The organism is Curvibacter sp. GW821-FHT01G03, from assembly GCF_059422285.1.
Genome location: NZ_JBWKWP010000003.1, coordinates 334,842 through 353,517, shown reverse-complemented (window position 1 = coordinate 353,517; position 18,676 = coordinate 334,842). Strand labels below are relative to the sequence as shown.

19 protein-coding genes are annotated in these 18,676 nt (G+C 70.1%); 11 read left to right on the top strand and 8 right to left on the bottom strand.

Translation table 11 applies throughout. The annotated features are described in order from the left end of the window. Positions 1 to 8: 8 nt before the first annotated feature. A complete protein-coding gene (gene phnX / locus AC07VS_RS05855) occupies positions 9 to 836 on the top strand; it encodes a phosphonoacetaldehyde hydrolase (protein WP_492350328.1) in 828 nt (275 codons plus the stop codon). A gap of 61 nt (positions 837 to 897) precedes the next feature. Here the strand turns inward: phnX and AC07VS_RS05850 are convergent, their stop codons facing one another. The 3 genes from AC07VS_RS05850 to AC07VS_RS05840 are packed head-to-tail and all read right to left on the bottom strand — an operon-like array spanning position 898 to position 3,823. Beyond that, a complete protein-coding gene (locus tag AC07VS_RS05850; RefSeq protein ID WP_492350329.1) occupies positions 898 to 1,800 on the bottom strand; it encodes an ABC transporter substrate-binding protein in 903 nt (300 codons plus the stop codon). 4 nt (positions 1,801 to 1,804) lie between these two features. After that, positions 1,805 to 2,434, bottom strand: coding sequence for a c-type cytochrome (locus AC07VS_RS05845; protein WP_492350330.1), 630 nt, complete (start codon positions 2,432 to 2,434; stop codon positions 1,805 to 1,807). A gap of 15 nt (positions 2,435 to 2,449) precedes the next feature. Continuing rightward, entirely contained in the window at positions 2,450 to 3,823 is a 1,374-nt protein-coding gene (locus AC07VS_RS05840) for a cytochrome C (protein ID WP_492350331.1), read from the bottom strand. 294 nt (positions 3,824 to 4,117) lie between these two features. Between AC07VS_RS05840 and AC07VS_RS05835 the strand changes: the two genes are divergently transcribed. The 4 genes from AC07VS_RS05835 (at position 4,118) to AC07VS_RS05820 (ending at position 8,379) form a co-directional block, all read left to right on the top strand. Beyond that, the gene (locus AC07VS_RS05835; RefSeq protein ID WP_494657803.1) at positions 4,118 to 4,579 is read left to right on the top strand and encodes a (2Fe-2S)-binding protein; all 462 of its coding nucleotides are present in this window, start codon (positions 4,118 to 4,120) and stop codon (positions 4,577 to 4,579) included. An 8-nt stretch (positions 4,580 to 4,587) separates the two neighbouring features. After that, complete coding sequence (locus AC07VS_RS05830; RefSeq protein WP_494750417.1) at positions 4,588 to 6,849, top strand: xanthine dehydrogenase family protein molybdopterin-binding subunit; 2,262 nt, start codon at positions 4,588 to 4,590, stop codon at positions 6,847 to 6,849. Positions 6,850 to 6,894: 45 nt separating this feature from the next. Then, the gene (locus AC07VS_RS05825; protein WP_492350334.1) at positions 6,895 to 7,326 is read left to right on the top strand and encodes a MarR family transcriptional regulator; all 432 of its coding nucleotides are present in this window, start codon (positions 6,895 to 6,897) and stop codon (positions 7,324 to 7,326) included. Positions 7,327 to 7,599: 273 nt separating this feature from the next. Continuing rightward, positions 7,600 to 8,379: a Crp/Fnr family transcriptional regulator gene (locus AC07VS_RS05820; RefSeq protein WP_492350335.1), complete on the top strand. Its 780-nt coding sequence runs from the start codon at positions 7,600 to 7,602 to the stop codon at positions 8,377 to 8,379. A 362-nt stretch (positions 8,380 to 8,741) separates the two neighbouring features. Here the strand turns inward: AC07VS_RS05820 and ruvA are convergent, their stop codons facing one another. Beyond that, positions 8,742 to 9,317 (bottom strand): Holliday junction branch migration protein RuvA, encoded by a 576-nt coding sequence (ruvA, locus tag AC07VS_RS05815; protein ID WP_492350336.1) that lies wholly within the window; start codon positions 9,315 to 9,317, stop codon positions 8,742 to 8,744. Positions 9,318 to 9,366: 49 nt separating this feature from the next. Here ruvA and AC07VS_RS05810 point away from each other — a divergent pair, with 49 nt between their 5' ends. From AC07VS_RS05810 to AC07VS_RS05800, 3 genes are all read left to right on the top strand, one after another. Then, positions 9,367 to 10,329 (top strand): PhoH family protein, encoded by a 963-nt coding sequence (locus tag AC07VS_RS05810; protein ID WP_492350337.1) that lies wholly within the window; start codon positions 9,367 to 9,369, stop codon positions 10,327 to 10,329. A 43-nt stretch (positions 10,330 to 10,372) separates the two neighbouring features. Further along, entirely contained in the window at positions 10,373 to 10,825 is a 453-nt protein-coding gene (gene ybeY / locus AC07VS_RS05805) for an rRNA maturation RNase YbeY (RefSeq protein ID WP_492350338.1), read from the top strand. A gap of 121 nt (positions 10,826 to 10,946) precedes the next feature. After that, complete coding sequence (locus AC07VS_RS05800) at positions 10,947 to 12,632, top strand: SulP family inorganic anion transporter (RefSeq protein WP_494750416.1); 1,686 nt, start codon at positions 10,947 to 10,949, stop codon at positions 12,630 to 12,632. 1 nt (position 12,633) lies between these two features. Here AC07VS_RS05800 and dtd read toward each other — a convergent pair whose 3' ends face one another. After that, positions 12,634 to 13,089 (bottom strand): D-aminoacyl-tRNA deacylase, encoded by a 456-nt coding sequence (gene dtd, locus AC07VS_RS05795; protein WP_494750415.1) that lies wholly within the window; start codon positions 13,087 to 13,089, stop codon positions 12,634 to 12,636. A gap of 164 nt (positions 13,090 to 13,253) precedes the next feature. On the opposite strand from dtd, the gene AC07VS_RS05790 reads away from it, so the two are divergent. After that, on the top strand, positions 13,254 to 13,814 hold the full coding sequence (locus tag AC07VS_RS05790; protein ID WP_494750414.1) for a FecR family protein: 561 nt from the start codon (positions 13,254 to 13,256) through the stop codon (positions 13,812 to 13,814). Continuing rightward, positions 13,811 to 14,434: an OmpA family protein gene (locus AC07VS_RS05785; protein WP_494750413.1), complete on the top strand. Its 624-nt coding sequence runs from the start codon at positions 13,811 to 13,813 to the stop codon at positions 14,432 to 14,434. Before AC07VS_RS05790 ends, AC07VS_RS05785 begins: the two co-directional genes overlap by 4 nt. A gap of 12 nt (positions 14,435 to 14,446) precedes the next feature. Here AC07VS_RS05785 and AC07VS_RS05780 read toward each other — a convergent pair whose 3' ends face one another. Genes AC07VS_RS05780 through AC07VS_RS05770 form a run of 3 tightly spaced genes read right to left on the bottom strand, consistent with a single transcriptional unit; the run spans position 14,447 to position 17,117 of the window. Next, positions 14,447 to 15,304: an amidohydrolase family protein gene (locus AC07VS_RS05780; protein WP_494750412.1), complete on the bottom strand. Its 858-nt coding sequence runs from the start codon at positions 15,302 to 15,304 to the stop codon at positions 14,447 to 14,449. A gap of 5 nt (positions 15,305 to 15,309) precedes the next feature. Then, positions 15,310 to 16,314, bottom strand: a complete 1,005-nt coding sequence (locus tag AC07VS_RS05775) for a tripartite tricarboxylate transporter substrate binding protein (RefSeq protein ID WP_494750411.1) — start codon at positions 16,312 to 16,314, stop codon at positions 15,310 to 15,312. A gap of 32 nt (positions 16,315 to 16,346) precedes the next feature. Continuing rightward, positions 16,347 to 17,117 carry a GntR family transcriptional regulator gene (locus AC07VS_RS05770; RefSeq protein WP_494750410.1) on the bottom strand — a complete coding sequence of 257 codons (771 nt, stop codon included), beginning with the start codon at positions 17,115 to 17,117 and terminating at the stop codon, positions 16,347 to 16,349. A 158-nt stretch (positions 17,118 to 17,275) separates the two neighbouring features. Between AC07VS_RS05770 and AC07VS_RS05765 the strand changes: the two genes are divergently transcribed. Then, positions 17,276 to 18,670: a CoA transferase gene (locus AC07VS_RS05765; protein WP_494750409.1), complete on the top strand. Its 1,395-nt coding sequence runs from the start codon at positions 17,276 to 17,278 to the stop codon at positions 18,668 to 18,670. Positions 18,671 to 18,676: the final 6 nt, after the last annotated feature.

The window sequence follows — 18,676 nt, the reverse complement described above, 5'->3', positions numbered from 1 at the left end:
ACTCACAGATGAACCCCACCCCCCTCTCCCCCCTGTCCTTGCAGGCCGTCGTGTTCGACTGGGCCGGCACCGTGATCGACTTCGGCAGCCTGGCCCCCATGGACGCCTTTGTGCAACTGTTTGCGCGCTACGGCGTGCGCATCGACGTGGCCGAAGCCCGGGTGCCCATGGGCCTGGCCAAGTGGGACCACATCCACGCCCTGGGCCATGCCCCCCGCATTGCGGCCGAGTGGCTGCGCGTGCACGGCCGCCCTTTTGACGACGCCGACTGCGACACGCTGTACGAGGTCTTCACGCCCATGAACGCAGCCAGCGTGCGCGACCATGCGCAACTGATCCCGGGCGCCCTGGCCACCGTGCAGGCCCTGCGCGAACGCGGCCTGAAGATTGGCTCAACCACCGGTTACAACCGCCCCATCATGGAGGTGGTGCAGCCCCTGGCCGCCGCCCAGGGCTACATGCCCGACAACCTGGTCTGTGCGGGCGACATGGACAGTGCCCGCCCCGGCCCGCTGATGATGGTGCGCACCCTGTCCGACCTGCAGGTGTGGCCCCCGGCCGCGGTGGTCAAGGTGGACGACACCGTGCCCGGCCTGCAGGAGGGCCGGGCCATCGGTTGCTGGGTGGTGGGCCTGGCCGTCAGCGGCAACACCCTGGGTCTGACAGAAGCCCAGTGGCGCGCCACGCCCGAGCCCGAGCAGCACCGGCTGCGCGCCCAGGCCAGGGCCGAGCTGCTGGCCGGCGGGGCACACGAGGTGATCGACAGCGTCGCCGACCTGCTGCCGGTGCTGGCGACCATCGAGGCCCGGCTGGCCCGGGGCGAGCGACCCGACTGACACCCACTCGCTTGACAGCGCCCTGGCCGCCAGCGGCCCGGAGGCCCGACGGCCAGCGCCGTCACCAGCTGGCGCGGTACTGCATGCGCTCCTGCCGCCCCAGGGTGGCCGGCAGGTAGCGCCGGCGCAGGGCGGCCACCGCCTGCATGCCCTGGCGGTCCACCGCCAGATCCGGGGTCAGGCCATGAACCGGGTCCAGCAGCAGGCCATAGGCGGCGCGGGCCAGCACCAGGTCCAGGCCTGGCACATGGGCCTGCAGCAACGCACAGGCGGCGGCCGGCTCGCGGCGACACCAGGCCAGGCCCTGCCGGTAGGCCTGCAAAAAGGCCTTGAGCTCAGCCGGATGCCGTTCGGCCCAGACCTGGCGGGTGGCCCCCACCGTGCCTTGGTAGTGCGGCAAGGCATCGGCCGAACGGGCCAGCACCCGGCAGCCCTGCCGGGCCGCCAGCAGCTCGTATGGGGTGCGCAGCAGGGTGGCGGCACAACGCCCCCCCAGCAAGGCCTGGTAGCGCTGCTCGGTGCTGCCCTGCGGCTCGATGCGCAGCGAAGCCTGCGGCAGGCCGGCCCGGGCCAGCAGCTCGTACAACACCAAGGCAAAGCCGGTGTCGGGGGCGTCCACCGCCAGCACCCGGCCCCGCAGATCGTCCAGCGTGCGGATGCCGGGCGCCGCCACCAGGCTCAGAAAGCCGGCGTCGCCCCCCAGCACGATGACCGCATCGGGCTCGCCGGGCACCGGCACCTCAGCCAGATTCTGCTGGTAGGCCACCACGTTGTCGGCACTGACCAGGATCAGGGGGTAATGGCCCGCCGCAAAGCCCTCCATCATGGCCCGCGAATTGGGCGTGAGCGTGAGCTCGATCGCCAGGCCCCGAAGCTCGAAAAAGCCTTGCTCGATGGCCGCCCAAAGGGGCAGGTTCCAGCCGCCATCAAACACGCACACCGGCAAGTGCAGAACCGTGCTCATGAGCTCAGAGGGACTGCAGGTACAAGGCCAGGTCGTGCACCTGGTCCGGCGTCAGGGGGCCGGCCTCAGCCGCCATGGCGGCGCCATCGGCCCGGTCGTGGCCTTTGAACACCGCCAGTTGCAGGGCCAGGTAGCGGGCGTTCTGCCCGGCCAGCCGCGGAATGGTGCCCAGGCCCTGGGCCTGGGCACCATGGCAGGCCGCGCAGGCCAGCACACCACGGGCCGGCTCACCGCCCAGGAACAAGGCCTGCCCCCGGGCCTGTGCGGCCAGTTGGGCCGGCGAGCGGGCCTCGGCGCGGGGCGGCGCCGGTGGCTGGGCCGCGTAATAAGCCGCCAGCGCCTGCAGATCCGACTCGCGGAGCCAGGACACCACGCCCCACATGAAGCGCTGGGCGTTCAGGTTGGCACGGCTGTGATCGCGGTAGGCCTTGAGCTGCCCCAGCAGGTAGGACTCGCTCTGCCCCGCCAGGCTGGGAAACTGGCCCGAATCCGTGCGCCCCCCGGGTCCATGGCAGGTCACGCAGACCTGGCTCGCCAAAGCCGGGGCTTGCGGGGCCGGCACCGATTGCGCGCCGGCCAGGGCGCCCCAGCAGGACATGGCCAGCACACCAGCGGCCAGAAAATGCTTTTTCATGCGATGTCCTTCGATTCAGTACAAAAACCACAGCCCGAGAAACAGGGTGTTGTTGTCGGAGGGCTTGCGGCCCCGGCCGTCGATGTTGGCGCTGGCACCGTTCCACTTCAGGTACCCGGTGTACTGCAGCATCAGGCGCATCTGCGGGTTCAGGTTGTAGTCCAGCTCGGCGATGAGACTGCGGGTGTCGGGGCGATCACTGACCAACGCCCCCGTGGCACCATCGCGCACCCGGCCATACAGGCCGGCATCACGGCTGCCACGCACGTCCACATAGGCCAGTGAGGCGCCGTAGGTGCGCTCATACAGATACGAAGCCTTGAGCCGCAGGGCCTGCAGGTGGTTGTCGGAATGACTGGCCCCACCCCGGCCAAAGGTGGCCTTCAGGTTTTGCTTCTCATGCCCCAGCGAGCCCTGCAGCGAGAAGATCGACGGGTCGGAGAGGTACTGGTACTGCGCATCCAGGCCCAGATCGGTGAAGCGGTCCGTGCTGCCGTGCGGCGTGCCAGGATCGGGGTACTTGTCGACCACCAAGCCGTAGTGGCCCAGCATCAGCGAATGAGCCCCCCATTCTCGGTTCCAGGCCAGGCGCCAGTAGGGGTTGTTGTAGCCGCGCAGGCGGTTCAGGGTGTCCAGCGCCACCCCAGTGCTCAGCACCCGCCAGGTGTTCACCGCGCTGCCATAGCTGCTGAATTCGCCATACCACTGGCGGTCCCACCAGGCATAGGCCCCCAGGCCCACCACTTTCTGACCCAGGCCGCCGTCCAGCACCATGCTGCCCATGGCCTGGGGCCGAGGCAGGTTCGAGCCCGTGAAAGGGATTCCCCGCCACACCGGCGTGCTGTTCCACACATCCTGCAGGGTCGGGTTGTTGTTCAGGTTGAAGCCCAGCACCAGGTCTTTGCCCGCGAGCCTGAGGCGCTGGATGGCGCGCAGGTCGAAGTCATGGATGCCGGCATGCCCCACCGTGCCGCCATCCTGGCCGGGCACCCGGTTGTTGTTGTAGGCCCACTGGGTGTAGCCCCCCAGGTGGTCGTTGATCTTGCCGGCCGCAAACACCGAGAGTCGGTCGAACTGCAGATCCTCCTGGTGCGGCATCAGCGTGCGGCCGCCCGCATCCTGCGACTGGGCCATCTGGGTCAGCGAGGCCTGCATCATCACCGCCAGCGGCACCGCCGCCCGCTCGCCCCAGGTGTAGCCATTGAGTTTGAACTCGCGCCCGAAGGGGGTCAACTCGGGGAATGCGGTGTGGCAGGCCACGCAGTTCTCGCCGGTCTGGCGGGCAAAGGCGGGTACGGCCTGGGCAGGCGCCGCGAACAGGGCGCACAGCAGCAGGCCCCAGGTCACAACGAGAGGACGGATCAAGGCTAGGGGGCGTCTGTTTGACATGGCGGTGCTCCTGGTTGCTGCGCCGACAGCGAGACGCAAGGGCAGAGGATGCAAGCGGCGACACGGCCGCGGGCCCGCCATTTGCAATCAACCGTTTCATCGTCCCGGGCGGTGCCCGCCCCCCCACGCAGGCCAAGCGAGGGGTCACCGCCCCCTGGCCCGTGCTGAATTGGAGCGGGCGGTGACCCGCAAAGCGCACACAACGGTTTCGTGAATGGGGCCAAAAGCACAAAATGTGACTTTGCGACCGGCCTCGCCAGCACCACACAGCGCCCCAAGAAGGCAGGAGACACCATGAAGTTGAGGGTCAATGAGCAGGAGACGGAATTCGAAGCGCCACCCGACATGCCTCTGCTGTGGGTGCTGCGCGATGAGCTGGGCCTGGTCGGTACCAAGTTCGGCTGCGGCGTGGCGTCCTGCGGGGCCTGCACGGTGGAGGTCGATGGCGTGGCCATGCGTTCGTGCGTGGTTCCGGCCAGTGCGCTGGTCGGGCGCTCGGTGCGCACCATCGAGGCGCCGCCCGACCGCATCGTGGCGGCGCTGCAGGTGGCCTGGGTGCGGCACCAGACCCCCCAGTGCGGCTACTGCCAGGGCGGCATGATCCTGGCGGCGGCCTCGCTGCTGCGCCAGAACCCGGCCCCCAGCGATGCCGACATCGACCAATCCATCACCAACCTGTGCCGCTGCGGCACCTACCAACGCATCCGCGCGGCCATCCACGATGCAGCGCAAGCCCTGCAGGGAGCCCGCGCATGAGCCCCGCCATGAGCCCCACACTGAACCGCCGCCGTTTCCTGCTCACCGGCGCGGCGCTCGGTGGCGGCCTGCTGGTGGGCTGCAGCGCCCAGCGCCTGGGCGAAGGCGCCACCTTCGAGCCAGTGGACGGCCAGGTGGCCCTGAATGCCTGGGTCAAGATCACGCCCGATGACCGGGTGATCGTGGCCGCACCGCGCTCCGAGATGGGCCAGGGTGTGCACACCGGCCTGGCCCAGTTGCTGGCCGACGAACTGGACGCCCGTTGGGAGCAGGTCAGCGTCGAAGCCGCACCGCTGGCCCGCGTGTACGCCAACACCGCCTTGCTGCTGAACGTCTCACCCCTGCTGCCCGACGATGACGGCCTGCTGGCCCGCCTGACCCGGGCCTCGTTGCAGACGGTGGGCTATGCGCTGGCCCTGCAGGTGACCGGGGGCTCATCCAGCATCCGCGATGCCTGGGAGCCCCTGCGCCTGGCTGGCGCCACGGCGCGCCAGCAACTGCTGGGCGCCGCGGCCCAGCGCTGGCAGGTGCCGCTGGCCGAGCTGACGGTGCAAGAAGGCGTGGTGCGGCATGCCGCCAGCGGCCGGGCCCTGCGCTTCGGCGAACTGGCCCAGGCTGCCGCGGCCCTGCCGGCCCCCGAAGACGTGGCGATGAAGCCCTCCGCGGCGCGCCGCCTGATCGGCCAGCCCGTGCCCCGCATCGACATCCCGGCCAAGGTCAACGGCCAGGCGCGCTTCGGCATCGACACCCGCCTGCCCGGCCTGCTGTATGGCGCGATCCGGCAGTGCCCGGTGTTCGGCGGCCGTCTGCACCCCTTCGACCTGCAGGCCGCACGGGCCCTGCCCGGTGTGAAAGACGTGATCACCCTGAACGACCAGGCCGTGGTGGTGCTGGCCGGCAACACCTGGACCGCGCAGCAGGCCGTCAACGCCCTGCCGCTGCAATGGGACGAAGGCCCCCATGCCCAGCTCGATTCGGCCGCCGTGTCGGCCCAGCTGCGAGCGGCCCTGCAGACCCCCGGCACACGCTTTCGCCACCAAGGCGACGCCGCCGCAGTGCTGGCCCAGACCCCGGCGCCGCAACGTCTGCAGGCCGAGTACGAGGTGCCCTTCCTGGCCCACGCTGCGCTGGAGCCCGTGAACTGCACCGCCCAGGTCAAGGGCGGGCGGGTCACGGTGTGGTGCGGCACCCAGGCGCCCTCGCTGGCCCAATGGCTGGCCGCCCGGGTGGCCGATGTCGATACCGATCAGGTCACCGTGCATGTGCCTTACCTGGGCGGCGGTTTCGGCCGCCGGCTCGAATCCGACATGGTGGAGCAAGCCGTGGCCGTGGCCCTGCGCACGCAGGGCGCGCCGGTCAAACTGACCTGGTCGCGCGAGGAAGACCTGCAACACGACATGTACCGCCCCGCGGCCATGGCCCGCTTCGAGGCTGCCCTGGATGAACAGGGCCACCCCCTGGCCTGGCGCAACAGCGTGGCCGCCCCCTCGATCGGCCTGTCGACCATGCAACGCCTGCTGCCCAGCCTGGCCATGGACATGCCCGACAAGAATCAGATCGAGGGCGCCTTCGAACTGCCCTACGCGGTGCCCAACCTGGAGGTGCGCCAGATGCGCTGCGCCACGCCGGTGCCGGTGGGCAGCTGGCGCAGCGTCGGCCACAGCTACAACGCCTTCTTCACCGAGTGCTTTCTCGACGAACTGGCCCATGCGGCCCGGCAGGATCCGGTGGCCTATCGACTCAGCCTGCTGGCCCGGCAGCCGCGACACCAGGCGGTGCTGAAGGCCGCGGCAGAACGCGCAGGCTGGGGCCAGCCCCGGCCGGCGGGACGGGCGCTCGGCGTGGCCCTGCATGAATCCTTCGGTTCGGTCTGCGCCCAGGTGGCCGAGGTGGCTGCCGAGGGCGGCCGGCTGCGCGTGCACCGCGTGGTGGCGGCCCTCGACTGCGGCACCGTGGTCAACCCCGACACGGTGGCCGCGCAACTGCAAAGCGCCATCGTCTACGGCCTGAGCGCGGCCCTGATGGGCGAAATCACCCTGCAGGCCGGGCGCGTGCAGCAGCGCAACTTCCCCGACTACGACGCGATCCGCCTGGCCGACATGCCGCACATCGACACCGTGCTGCTGCCCAGCCAGGCACCGCCCGGCGGCGTGGGTGAACCCGGTACGCCGCCCCTGGCGCCAGCGGTGGCCAATGCCTGGTTTGCACTGAGCGGTGAACGCCTGCGCAGGCTGCCGCTGAGACCGGCCCAACAAGTCAAGATCACCTGACAAACCCGGAGCAGCAAAGCCAGCGAACCGGGTCACAATCGCGCCATGAAAGCGCACAAGACCCTGCTGCGGCACCTGCTGCTGACCCGCTACGAATGGATCGAGCAGCGCATGCTGGCCCGCGCGGCGCGCAATGGGTATGGCGAGGTCACGGCCGCCATGAGTCGGCTGTTCACCCACCTGGGCGGGCGGCCGGTCGGGCTGTCCGAGTTGGCCCGCAGGCTCGGGGTGTCGCGCCAGGCCGTGCACCAACTGGCCCGCGAAGCAGCGGCCCTGAATCTGGTTGAATTCGTGGCCAGCGAGACCGATGGCCGGGTCAAGCTGCTGCGCTTCACCCAGCGCGGCTGGGCCATGTCGGACAGCGCGGCCGAAGAGATCGAGGCCATCGAAGCCGAGATCGCCCAGCAGATCGGCGCCCCGGCGGTGCAAACCCTGCGCGAACTGCTGGCCCAGCCCTGGAGCCCCGACGAGCGCTGACGGGCCAACCCCGGGTAAACACCCAGCGCCGATCAGGTCCGATCCATTGACAGCCCTCGGTTGAGGCTGAAGAATCGAACGTTCGTCAACAAGATTGACATTTAAAGCCCATCCACGGAGATGTCGGGCCTTGGACGGCAACGCCCCGCCCCCCACCGAGCGTTGCCGCAGGCCTAGGCAGTGACGCCGCCGATCCGGCCGCCGGCGCACGGAGCACCGCTGTGCGGGTTCAATCGGCCGGCTTGTCAGCCATGACCTCAAGGAGATAACGCCGTGTCCAGTAACGCCATGCGGGTGGCACATTTCCAACTGCCCGACGACCCCCCGCGGCTGCACCGCGACGAACGAGAGGCCCTGGAGCGCGATGCCTGGTTTGCCTCGCTGACCCCGCTGCTGCGCCACGACATCCTGCGGGTGCTGCAGATCGACCGCTACCGCGACGGCCAACCCCTGGCCGACCCGCTGGGCGGACAGCACCACCCTTGGATGGGCTGCGTGCGAGGCGCCGTTCGCATCTGCAGCGAGGCCTTCAGCGACCTGCCCCACACGCTCGACTTTGCCGGCCCGGGCCAATGGTTCAGCCTGGGGCCCGCGGGTGATGCGGCCGGCGATGACCTGGGCCCCGACGAGCCTGGGGTGTATGCCGTGGCCCACCGCGACACCACCGTGGTGCGCATCCCCCGCACCGCCATGGCCGGCCTGCTGCAGCGCCACCCCAGCTTCGGCCCTTCGCTGCTGAGCCAGTCGGCCTTGCAGACCCGGCGCCTGATGGAGCGCACCGACGACCTCAAATCACTCAGCCTGGGCCAGCGCCTGGCCAAGCAACTGGCGCTGATGGCCGGCCAGGCGGGCCCGCTCGGCGAAGGGGGCCCGGCCCGGGTGGTGCTGGACATGGCGCAGCACGAGCTGGCCAGCCTGCTCGGGGCCTCACGCCAGCGCATCAACCAGCAGCTCAAGCGGCTGGAGCAGCTCAATGCCATCCAGGTGGCCACCGGGCGCCTGCTGGTGCGGGATCACCGGATGCTGCAGCGGATCGGGGAACAAGGCTGTTGATGTGGCCCCCACGGTCGTGCACTGCGTGTCACTCCCTGCCCCCCGAGGGGGGCCGCAGCCCGCCTTGGGGCGGCCCGGCGGCGGGCTGATGTGGCCCCCACGGTCGTGCACTGCGTGTCACTCCCTGCCCCCCAGGGGGGCCGCAGCCCGCCTTGGGGCGGCCCGGCGGCGGGCTGATGTGGCCCCCACGCTCCCTCACTTCGTGTGGTCGCTGCCCCCCAAGGGGGCCCAGCCCGCCTTGGGGCGGCCCGGCGGCGGCCTGACCTCTCCGCGTTAGGCCTGCTGGAGGCCTGGCGGCCTCAACACCCAGACGCTCGCTGACGCATCGCTGCCGTCAGCCCAAAGGGCTTCTGGCCAATGCCTTACCTTGCCAGAGCCTTGAGGGCCAGTTTGATGCCTTCGCTGACGCCGACGTCGGGGGGCAGGGCCTTGAGGGCGGCGGCGGCCTCCTTGTCGTTGTAGCCGAGCGCCAGCAGGGCTTGCTGGATGTCGGCCTGGGCGTCGCTGGCGGCGGCGGGGCGCAGCAGGTCGATTTCGGCGCCGAGTTTGCCCTTGAGCTCGAGCAGCAGGCGTTCGGCCGTCTTTTTGCCGATGCCGGGCACCTTGACCAGGCGGCCCGACTCCTGCTGGGTGATGGCCTGGGCCAGCTCGTTCACGCTCATGCCCGAGAGCACGCTCAGGGCCGTGCGCGGGCCCACGCCGCTGATCTTGATCAGCTGGCGAAATGCATCGCGCTCGCCGGGCGTGCCGAAGCCATACAGAATCTGCGCGTCCTCACGCACCACGAAGTGCGTCAGCAGCGACACTTTCTCGCCCAGGCCGGGCAGGTTGTAGAAGGTGCTCATGGGCACGTCCACTTCATAACCCACGCCATGACAGTCCACCAACAGCTGCGGTGGGTTCTTGTCTGCGAGGGTTCCGGTCAATTTGCCTATCATTGCAGTCCTTGCGGCCCCGTCTCGGGGCCCTTCGGCCGGAATTATCAGCTTGATCGTCAGACACACCTTCACTCCCCACAACAACCTGCGCCTGGGCCACCTGTGCGGCGCGATGGACGAGCACCTGCGCAGCATCGAGGCGGGGTTGCAGGTCAGCATCGCGCACCGGCACGAGCAGTTCAAGGTGGACGGCCCCAAGGCCCGCGCCACCCAGGCCATGGAAGTGCTGCAGGCCTTGTATGAGATTGCCGAGCGGCCGATCCCAGCCGAGACCGTGCAGCTGATGCTGGCCGGCGACACCGCCCTGCCCGAGGCCCCGGGCGGCCAGGTGGTGCTGAGCACCCGGCGCGCCGACCTGCGTGCCCGCACCCCCACCCAGGCCATGTACCTGGACAACATCGCCACCCACGACATCACCTTCGGCATCGGCCCGGCCGGCACCGGCAAGACCTACCTGGCCGTGGCCTGCGCGGTGGACGCACTGGAGCGCAGCGCCGTGCAGCGCATCGTGCTGACCCGCCCGGCCGTGGAAGCCGGCGAGCGTCTGGGCTTTCTGCCCGGCGATCTGACGCAGAAGGTCGACCCCTACCTGCGTCCGCTGTACGACGCGCTGTACGAACTGATGGGCTACGACAAGGTACAAAAGGCCTTTGAGCGCAACGCGCTCGAAATCGCCCCGCTGGCCTTCATGCGTGGGCGCACGCTGAACAACGCCTTCGTGATCCTCGACGAGGCGCAGAACACCACGCCCGAGCAGATGAAGATGTTCCTCACCCGCATTGGCTTCGGCGCCAAGGCCGTGGTGACCGGCGACGTGAGCCAGATCGACCTGCCCAAGGGGGCGCCCAGCGGGCTGATCGATGCCGAGCGCGTGCTCAAGCGCGTCAAGGGCATTGCGGTGAGCCGCTTCACCAGTGCCGACGTGGTGCGCCACCCGCTGGTGGCCCGCATCGTGGACGCCTACGACGCTGCGGGCCGCCCCGGTACCGCCGCGCGGCGCAACGCCGATTGAGCCTGCCCTGCCCTCTCCGATGACACCCCATCCGCCCACGTCCATGTCCTTGCCTGAACTCTCGCTGTCGCTGCAATTCGCCCGCTTCCCCGACGCCGCGGCCCACCGCGCCGCCCTGCCCCGCGCCCAGGTGACGCGCTGGATCCGCCATGCCCTGCCTCAGCCGGGCGAGATCACGGTGCGCATCGTGGGCAGTGAGGAAGGGCGCGAGCTCAACCTGGCCTACCGGGGCAAGGACTACGCCACCAATGTGCTTACCTTCGACTACGCGCAAAGCCCGGTGGTGATGGCCGACCTGGTGCTGTGTGCCCCGGTGGTCGAGCGCGAGGCCCAGGAACAGAACAAGCCGCTGCAGGCCCACTACGCCCACCTGCTGGTGCATGGCACCCTGCATGCCTGCGGCTACGACCACGAAACCAACGAACGCGATGCGCTCGAGATGGAAACGCTCGAGATCCTGTTGCTGGGCGCGCTGGGCTTCCCAAACCCTTATTGACGCCCAAGGCGCATCAGGCCATCCTGAACCCGCCGCCCGCACGCCCGCGCTTGGGTCGGGTCGGCCCCGCCCCGTCCCGTCCCATCCGCCCCTGGCCCACGCCGGTGCGGCTCTTTCCGCCATGTCCACCTCTGATCCCGCCAGCACCCCCCTGACCCCGCCAGACCCGGTCACCGAGGCGGCCCCCCCGGGGCTGCTGCGCCGCCACGGTGCCGACCTGCTGGCCGGCCTGTCGGTGGCCGGCGTGCTGCTGCCCGAGGCCGTGGCCTATGCCGCCATTGCCGGGGTCGAGCCCCTTCACGCCCTGATCGCCGCGCTGGTGGGGCTTTGCGTCTACCCCTTGCTGGGCAGCAGCCGCTTCGCCATCGTGGCGCCCACCTCGTCCGCTGCCGCAGTCTTTGCCTCGGCCGTGGCCATCGGTGGTCCGGCCATGGGCTACGCCCTGGTGGGGCTGACCGGACTGATGTTCCTCACCGCCGGGCTGCTGCGCGCCGGCTTCCTCGGGGCCTTCATTTCGCGGCCGGTGTTGCGTGGCTTTGCCTGGGCCCTGGCCGTGACCATCGTGATCAAGCAGCTGCCCCACATGGCCGGCGTGGCCGGGCATGGCAGCCTGCCGCTGCCCCTGCTGTGGCAGCTGATGCAAGCCCGTGCCGAGTGGCACCAGGCCAGCCTGGCCCTGGGTTTTGGTGCGCTGGCGTTGTGGCTGACGCTGCGCCAGGTGGCCCAGCGCTGGGTCTTTGTACCGCCGTCGCTGCTGGTGCTGGGCCTGGGCATCGCGCTGTCGGCGGGCCTGGATCTGGGCGATCAGGGGGTGAAGCTGGTCGGCGACATCGACTGGCAGGGCCTGGGCTGGCAATGGCCCGAGCTGCGCACCGAACAATGGCTGCGGGCGGCCGAAATTGCCCCGGCGCTGCTGCTGATCCTGTTCGCCGAATCCTGGGGTTCGGTGCGTTCGCTGGCCCTGCAGCACGGCCACACAGTGCGCGCCAACCGTGAACTGATGGCGCTGGGCGCAGCCAATCTGGTGAGCGGCCTGGTGCAGGGGCTGCCCGTCGGTGCGGGCTTCTCGGCCGCCATGGCCAGCCACTCGGCCGGCGGACGCAGCCAATGGGCGGGCCTGGGCGCCGCGCTGGCACTGGCCTTGTTGCTTTGGCTGGCCCGGCCCTGGCTGGCCCTGATGCCAGTGCCGGTGCTGGCCGCGGTGGTGGCGGGCATTCTTTCGCACAACCTGTGGCCCAAGGCCATGATCGCTACCCTGCGCCTGGGCAGCGATGCTTGGCTGGCCTTGGTGGCAGGGGCTGGGGTGCTGGGGTTCGGCGTGCTGTTCGGCATGCTGTTGGCGGTGGCCCTGTCGCTGCTGCTGGCGCTGCGGCGCTTTGCCCAGCCGCTGGTGTCCGAGTTGGGCCTGCTGCCCGGCACGCGCGACTACCTGGACTGCGAACGGCACCCCGAAACCCGGGTGCAGGCCGGCATCCTGGTGATGCGGCCCGAAGAGCCGCTGTTTTTTGCCAATGCCGAGCAGGTCTTCAGCGTGGTGCGCCAGCGGGCCGAACAGCGCAACGCCCGCGTGGTGGTGCTGAGTCTGGAGATGAGCGACGATTTCGACACCACGGTGATGGAGGCCCTGGCCGAATTCGCCGCCGCCCTGCATCAGGCAGAGCGGGTGCTGCTGCTGGCCCGGGTCAAGGACAAGCCCCGCGAGGCCCTGCTGCGCCAGGGCCTGGCCGATGGTCACAACGGCCACCTGACGCTGTACTGGAGCGTGGACGACGCCATGCGTGCCGCCCAGCGCCTGCAGCCCGCCTGAATCAGTTCATGCGCAAGGGGATGGTGATGGGGCCGTCGTTGACCAGGTGCACCTTCATGTCCGCCGCAAAGATGCCCGTGGCCACCTCCGTGTGCTGGGTGCGCGCTTGCTGCACCAGGTGCTCATAAAGCCTGCGGCCGTCATCGGGGGCCGCCGCCTGGGTGAAGCTGGGGCGGTTGCCACCGGTGCAATCGGCCGCCAGGGTGAACTGGCTCACGACCAGCAGCCCACCCGGCCGGCCTTGACCGTCCAGGTCCTGCACCGAACGGTTCATCTTGCCGGCCTCGTCGCTGAAGATGCGCAGCTTGAGGATTTTCTGCAGCAGGCGCTCGGCCACCGCCTCGGTGTCCCCCCGCTCGGCGCACACCAGCACCAGCAGGCCCGGCCCAATCCGGCCCACCGTCTGGCCATCCACCACCACCCAGGCCTCGCTGACACGTTGAATCACGCTGATCAAAAGCTCACCCTTTCAAGTTCATAGCTGACAAAAATTGAAAAAAGACGCGCTGTTAACATACCGTTCGTCTGAAATGTTACTGTTCGCTCTAATATTCAACACTTTCACAAGGCAGTGCCGCAGTGTGCCATTGCATGCACGGGCCTTTCTCAACGATTGAATCGATGACCAAGCCCCTCCACTCCCACGCCAGACCCCGATGGTCCGCCTTGTCGCCTTTATGGCCTGCGCTGCTGCCTTTGGCGCTGCTGATGGGCCAGGCCCGGGCACAAAACACCCCGGCGCCCGCGAGCACGACCACGCCAGCCACCAGCGCGACCGCGGCCTCCGCCCTGCGCGAGCGCGCAGCCACCGTCAAGCTGGTCAATGGCCAGGTACTGGCCCGAGGCCCGCAAGGTGAACGCCCACTGAACTCGGGCGACGAAGTGGCGGCCAGCGAGCGGGTGCAGACCGGCAAGGGGGCCTCGGTCAGCCTGGTGCTGCGCGACGGCAGCACCTTGATGCTGGGCCCCGACAGTGCCCTGGACCTGAAAGAGTTCCGCTTCAACTCAACCACCAACGAAGGCAACATGGTGCTGTCGGTGGTCAAAGGCACACTGCGCATGATCACCGGCCTGATTGGCAAGACCCGCCCTGAGTCGGTGCGCATCACCACGCCGACCTCCACCATTGGCGTGCTGGGCACCGACTTCATTGTCGAAGTGAGCGAGGAGGTACAGCCATGATCGCCCGTCGCCTTGCCCTGTGCTCGCTGCTGGCCTTGACCGCGCTGGCCGGTTGCTCTACCCCGCCGCCCCCCAAGCCCCTGGTGCCACGCGTGCAGGTGGTGCTGCTGCCCCAGGAGGATGGCCGCCCCACTGGGGTGGTCGTGCAATCGGGCAACGCCAGCCAGACGCTGGTCGAGCCCTTCCAGCGCGCCAGCAGCCGGGCCAACCAGGCCCCGGTGGTCGACCAGGCCGATCCCGAACAGGTGCGCCAGACCTATGACCCCTTGTTCAAGATCGCGCCCCCGAAGCCCGTGCGCTACGTGCTGTTCTTCCAGCCTGGCGGCACGCGACTGACGGGCGAATCGCAAGCCGAGTTGCCACGCATCCAGGCCGAAACGGCCCGCTTCCCCGGGGTCGAGATCCTGGTGGTGGGTCACACCGACACCAAGGGCAACGGCGACGGCAACGACGCCCTGTCGCTGCGCCGCGCCCAGCAGGTGCGCGAACTGCTGGTGCAGCAAGGCCTGCCCGCCAACCGCATCGAAGCCGTGGGCCGCGGCGAGCGCGAGCTGGCCGTGCAGACCGGCGACGAAGTGGACGAGCCACGCAACCGCCGGGTGGAGATTCAGCTGCGCTGATGGCCGGGGGCCTCAGGCGTACAGCCGCTGCCCAGCCTCACGCACGGCCTGGGCCATGACCGGCCCCACGGACTGCAGCACTGGCTGCCACACGCTGTCGTAGGCCGGCAAGGCCTCCGGCGCGAATGAGGTGTGCGGCCAGTCAGACCCCCAGACCAGGCGGGGCGCCTGGCCCGGCCCGGCATGGCGTGCCGCCAGTTCGACCACCCGCTGGATCGACGCCGACAGTGCCGTATAAGGGGCTTGCGCCCCCAAGCGGTACCAGCCGGACAACTTGACCCAGGCCCCCAGGGTCAGCAGAAGCGCCAGCGCCTGCCATGCAGGATCATCGTCCGGCAGACCTGCCTGCAGGCCGGCCAGGTGATCGAGCACGCAAGGCAGCCCGGTGCGCTTGTGCCAGGCCAGGATGGCGGGCAGATCGCTCGCCCGCGCATACCACTGCACGTGCCAGCCCAGGGCGCTCAGCCGGGGCGCCAGGGCGACCAGATCGTCCGCCCCGTTGCCCACCGGCGACACCAGATTGAAGCGCACGCCACGCACACCCAGTTGCTGCATCTGCGCCAGCTCGGCGTCGGTGACCGAGGCGTCGACCACCACCACGCCCCGGTGCCGGCCCGGCTCGTGGGCCAGGGCCTGCAGCAGCACCTGGTTGTCGCAGGCATACACGCTGGGCTGTACCAGCACCAGGTGCCCCACGCCGTGGGCCTGGGCCAGGGCTTCGATGTCTGACAAGGGCCGATGCACGGGCTGGTAATGCCCGGCGGCCACCGGCACCTCGGCATCGAACACATGGACATGGCAATCCCAGCCCGGGGCGGGCAAGCCTGCGGGCGGCGCTTGTGCCGTGGGCGGGGCAATGACCAGACTCATCGTGCTCACCCCACCGAGATCTTGCGCTCGCGCACCACCTGGGCCCACAACGCCTGCTGTTCACGGATGAAGCGGCCGGCGCTGGCCTGAGAGGCATCGGCAAACACGTCGCCGCCCAGCTGGCGCACGCGGCCCAGCACCTCGGGATCGGCCAGGGCGCGTCGGATGCCGGCCACCAGGGCCAGGCGCGTGGGTTCGGGCAGGCCGGCGGGGGCCAGCAGCGGGTTCCACTCCAGCACCTCGTAGCCGGCCACGCCGGCCTGCTCCATGGTGGGCACCTCGGGCAAAGACCGCGTGCGCACACGGCTGGTCACAGCCAGGGCGCGCAGCTTGCCGGCCTGGATGTGGCCCAGTGACGAGGCCACATTGGCAAAGAACAGCGGCACCTGCCCGCCCATCACGTCGTTCAGGGCCGGGCCACCGCCCCGGTAGGGCACATGCGCCAGCTGCACGCCGCCACGGGCCTCGAACAAGGCGCCGGCCAGGTGCTGGGCCGAGCCGTTGCCCGAAGACGCATAGGCCAGTTCACCGGGTTTGGCCCGGGCCAGCCGCAGCACATCGCGCACCGACTGGGCCTCGAAGCCCGGCGTGCACACCAGCACATTGGGGAAGGTGGCCAGCACCGCCAGCGGCGTGAAGGCCTTGGCGCTGTCGTAGGGCAAGCGCGGATACAGCGAAGGGTTGACGGCAAAGGACGAGGCATCGAGCAGCAGGGTGCTGCCGTCGGGCGTGGCGCGCGCCACCTGGCTGGCCGCCAACTGGCCGCTGGCCCCGGGCTTGTTGTCGACCACCACGGTCTGGCCCAGCGCCTCGGCCAGGCGCGGCGCCACGATGCGCGCCATCAGATCGGCGCCGCCACCGGCCGGGTAGGACACCACCAGGGTGATGTTGCGGCCGCCGGCAATGGTTTGACCCGCTTGTGCGCCCAGCCAGGGGGCGGCCAGCGTGGCCGCAGCGCCCAGACACAGGCGTCGGCGGGGTTGATCGATGCGGGAAATGGCTTTGTTCATGGTCTTGTCTCCTGGGTGAATGCGGGGCTGGCTCAGGTCAGGGTCACGGTGTAGTGAAAGGCATGGGCATCGCCGCGGGTGGTGCGCCACTCGACGCAGCGGCCGCTGAGGTCGTAGGCCTGGCGGGTCACGACCGCCGCAGGGTGGCCCGCGAGCAAGGCCAGCAGGCGCGCCTGGGCAGCAGCCAGCAGGCCGAAGCCGATGTCGTCCACGGCGCGCTGCACATGCACGCCGCACACCCGGGCGTACATGGGGTAGAGAAAAGCGTCCCAGTCGGCGCTGTCACCCTGGGCCAGGGGGGCAAACAGGTCCATGGGCAGCCACAGGTCTTCCAGCAGGCAGGGCTGGGCGTCGATCAGGCGCAGGCGTTGCAGGCGCAGCACCGGCTCGCCCGGAGCCAACCCCAGAGCCCGCGCGGCCGCTGCCGAGGCCGCCACCCGCTGACGCGACACGATGCGCGAGGCCGGCACCACGCCCGCGTGCTCACCAAAGCGGAAGAAGCGCAGCATCGAGGCCCCCGCAATGCCCTGGCGCACAAAAGTGCCTTTGCCATGCACGCGCTCGATCAGGCCCTGCTCGGCCAGCAGCTCCAGGGCCCGGCGCAGGGTCCCCAGAGCCACGCCATGTTCTGCCGCCAGCAGTTGCTCGGCCGGCAAGGCGCTGCCGGGTGGCCATTCGCCCGCCACCACGCGGCTGCGCAGGGCTGCGGCCAGGGCGCCATAGCGACTCTGCCCCGGCACCGGCGCCGTGGCGGCGTTGGCCACGCCCCCCTGGGGCACCACTGTCAAGTGCTGTTTGTTCAATTCGGCCTCCAACTCATCTAGAGGACCAGAAGTCTAACCGAGTTTGAAAAATGGCCTCTTGCGGGTTTCGCTCATCTGTTGAGGATTGCCATCAATCTGTTCAAACCCGCCGGACTCGGGCTCAATGGCCAGTCATCGCCCCTCTGCTGAACCCCCTCATGGAACACCACGCCGACACCTTCTTTCTGCAACAGATCTGGCAGGCGGTCGAAGGCGACCCCGCTGCCCTGGCGCACGTCCGCTTCCAGGGCCAGGGCGCCCTGGCCTCGGTCTTCGAGGTCACGCCCTTGGCGGCAGCCTCGATGGCGGCGGCCGGCCTGGCCGCGGCCACCCTCGAACAGGCCTTGCACGGGCTGGACCTCACGCCGACCGTGACGGTGGACCGGCGCCTGGCCTCGATGTGGTTTGCACTGTCGGTGCGCCCCCAGGGCTGGGCCCTGCCCCCGGCCTGGGACGCCGTGGCCGGCGACTACCGCTGCGCCGACGGCTGGATCAGGCTGCACACCAATGCGCCGGCGCACCGGGCCGCAGCCTTGTCCGTGCTGGGCGTCCCCGCCGAACGCGCCGCCGTGGCCGCAGCCGTGCGGGCCTGGCCCGCCGAAGCGCTGGAAAGCGCCGTGGTGGCGCAAGGCGGCTGCGCCGCCGCCCTGCGCAGCGCCCGCCAGTGGCAGGCCCACCCGCAGGGGCAGGCCGTGCAGAGCACGCCGTTGCTGGAGCGGCAGGCCGGCCTGCCTGCGGCCACCCCGGGCTGGAAGCCGGTGCGCAGCCACCCCTTGCAAGGCCTGCGGGTGCTCGATTTGACCCGCATCCTGGCCGGGCCGGTGGCCACCCGGCTGCTGGCGGCGCTGGGCGCCGAGGTGCTGCGCATCGACCCGCCCGGCTGGGACGAGCCCTCGCTGGCCCCCGAGGTGACGCTGGGCAAGCGCTGCGCCCGGCTGGACCTGAAAAGCCCTGACGGCCTGGCCCGATTCCACGACCTGTTGAGGGGGGCCGATGTGTTGGTGCATGGCTACCGCAGCGATGCGCTGGAGGCCCTGGGGCTGGGGGCGGCACAGCGCCAGGCCTGCCGCCCCGGACTGGTCGACGTCTCGCTCGATGCCTATGGCTTCACCGGGCCCTGGGCCCGCCGGCGCGGCTTTGACAGCCTGGTGCAGATGAGCATCGGGGTGGCCGACGCGGGACGCCCCACGCGCGACGACGACACGCCGCCGGTGCCGCTGCCGGTGCAGGCCCTGGACCATGCCACCGGCTACCTGCTGGCCTGCGCCGCCTTGCGCGGCCTCACCCGGCGCCTGCAGCAGGGCCAGGGCAGCCAATGGCGGGCCAGCCTGGCGCGCACCGGGCAATTGCTGCAGGAGCGCCCCAGCGCGAACCCGGCCGCGGCCCTGGCCCCCGAAACCGAAGCCGACCTCCTGCCCACGCCCGAGGCCACCGCCTGGGGCCCGGCCCGCCGCCTGCGGCCGGCCCTGAGCATCGACGGACTGACCTTGCAACAGGCCCTGCCCGCGGGCCCCCTGGGCAGTTCGCCCGCCCGCTGGCACGATGGCGGCTGACACCAT

Bases quoted from the DNA above. Each gene is read 5' to 3' on its own strand.
- phnX (WP_492350328.1), top strand. From the start codon at position 9: ATGAACCCCACCCCCCTCTCCCCCCTGTCCTTGCAGGCCGTCGTGTTC.
- AC07VS_RS05850 (WP_492350329.1), bottom strand. From the start codon at position 1,800: ATGAGCACGGTTCTGCACTTGCCGGTGTGCGTGTTTGATGGCGGCTGG.
- AC07VS_RS05845 (WP_492350330.1), bottom strand. From the start codon at position 2,434: ATGAAAAAGCATTTTCTGGCCGCTGGTGTGCTGGCCATGTCCTGCTGG.
- AC07VS_RS05840 (WP_492350331.1), bottom strand. From the start codon at position 3,823: ATGTCAAACAGACGCCCCCTAGCCTTGATCCGTCCTCTCGTTGTGACC.
- AC07VS_RS05835 (WP_494657803.1), top strand. From the start codon at position 4,118: ATGAAGTTGAGGGTCAATGAGCAGGAGACGGAATTCGAAGCGCCACCC.
- AC07VS_RS05830 (WP_494750417.1), top strand. From the start codon at position 4,588: ATGAGCCCCACACTGAACCGCCGCCGTTTCCTGCTCACCGGCGCGGCG.
- AC07VS_RS05825 (WP_492350334.1), top strand. From the start codon at position 6,895: ATGAAAGCGCACAAGACCCTGCTGCGGCACCTGCTGCTGACCCGCTAC.
- ruvA (WP_492350336.1), bottom strand. From the start codon at position 9,317: ATGATAGGCAAATTGACCGGAACCCTCGCAGACAAGAACCCACCGCAG.
- ybeY (WP_492350338.1), top strand. From the start codon at position 10,373: ATGTCCTTGCCTGAACTCTCGCTGTCGCTGCAATTCGCCCGCTTCCCC.
- AC07VS_RS05800 (WP_494750416.1), top strand. From the start codon at position 10,947: ATGTCCACCTCTGATCCCGCCAGCACCCCCCTGACCCCGCCAGACCCG.
- AC07VS_RS05790 (WP_494750414.1), top strand. From the start codon at position 13,254: ATGACCAAGCCCCTCCACTCCCACGCCAGACCCCGATGGTCCGCCTTG.
- AC07VS_RS05785 (WP_494750413.1), top strand. From the start codon at position 13,811: ATGATCGCCCGTCGCCTTGCCCTGTGCTCGCTGCTGGCCTTGACCGCG.
- AC07VS_RS05780 (WP_494750412.1), bottom strand. From the start codon at position 15,304: ATGAGTCTGGTCATTGCCCCGCCCACGGCACAAGCGCCGCCCGCAGGC.
- AC07VS_RS05775 (WP_494750411.1), bottom strand. From the start codon at position 16,314: ATGAACAAAGCCATTTCCCGCATCGATCAACCCCGCCGACGCCTGTGT.
- AC07VS_RS05765 (WP_494750409.1), top strand. From the start codon at position 17,276: ATGGAACACCACGCCGACACCTTCTTTCTGCAACAGATCTGGCAGGCG.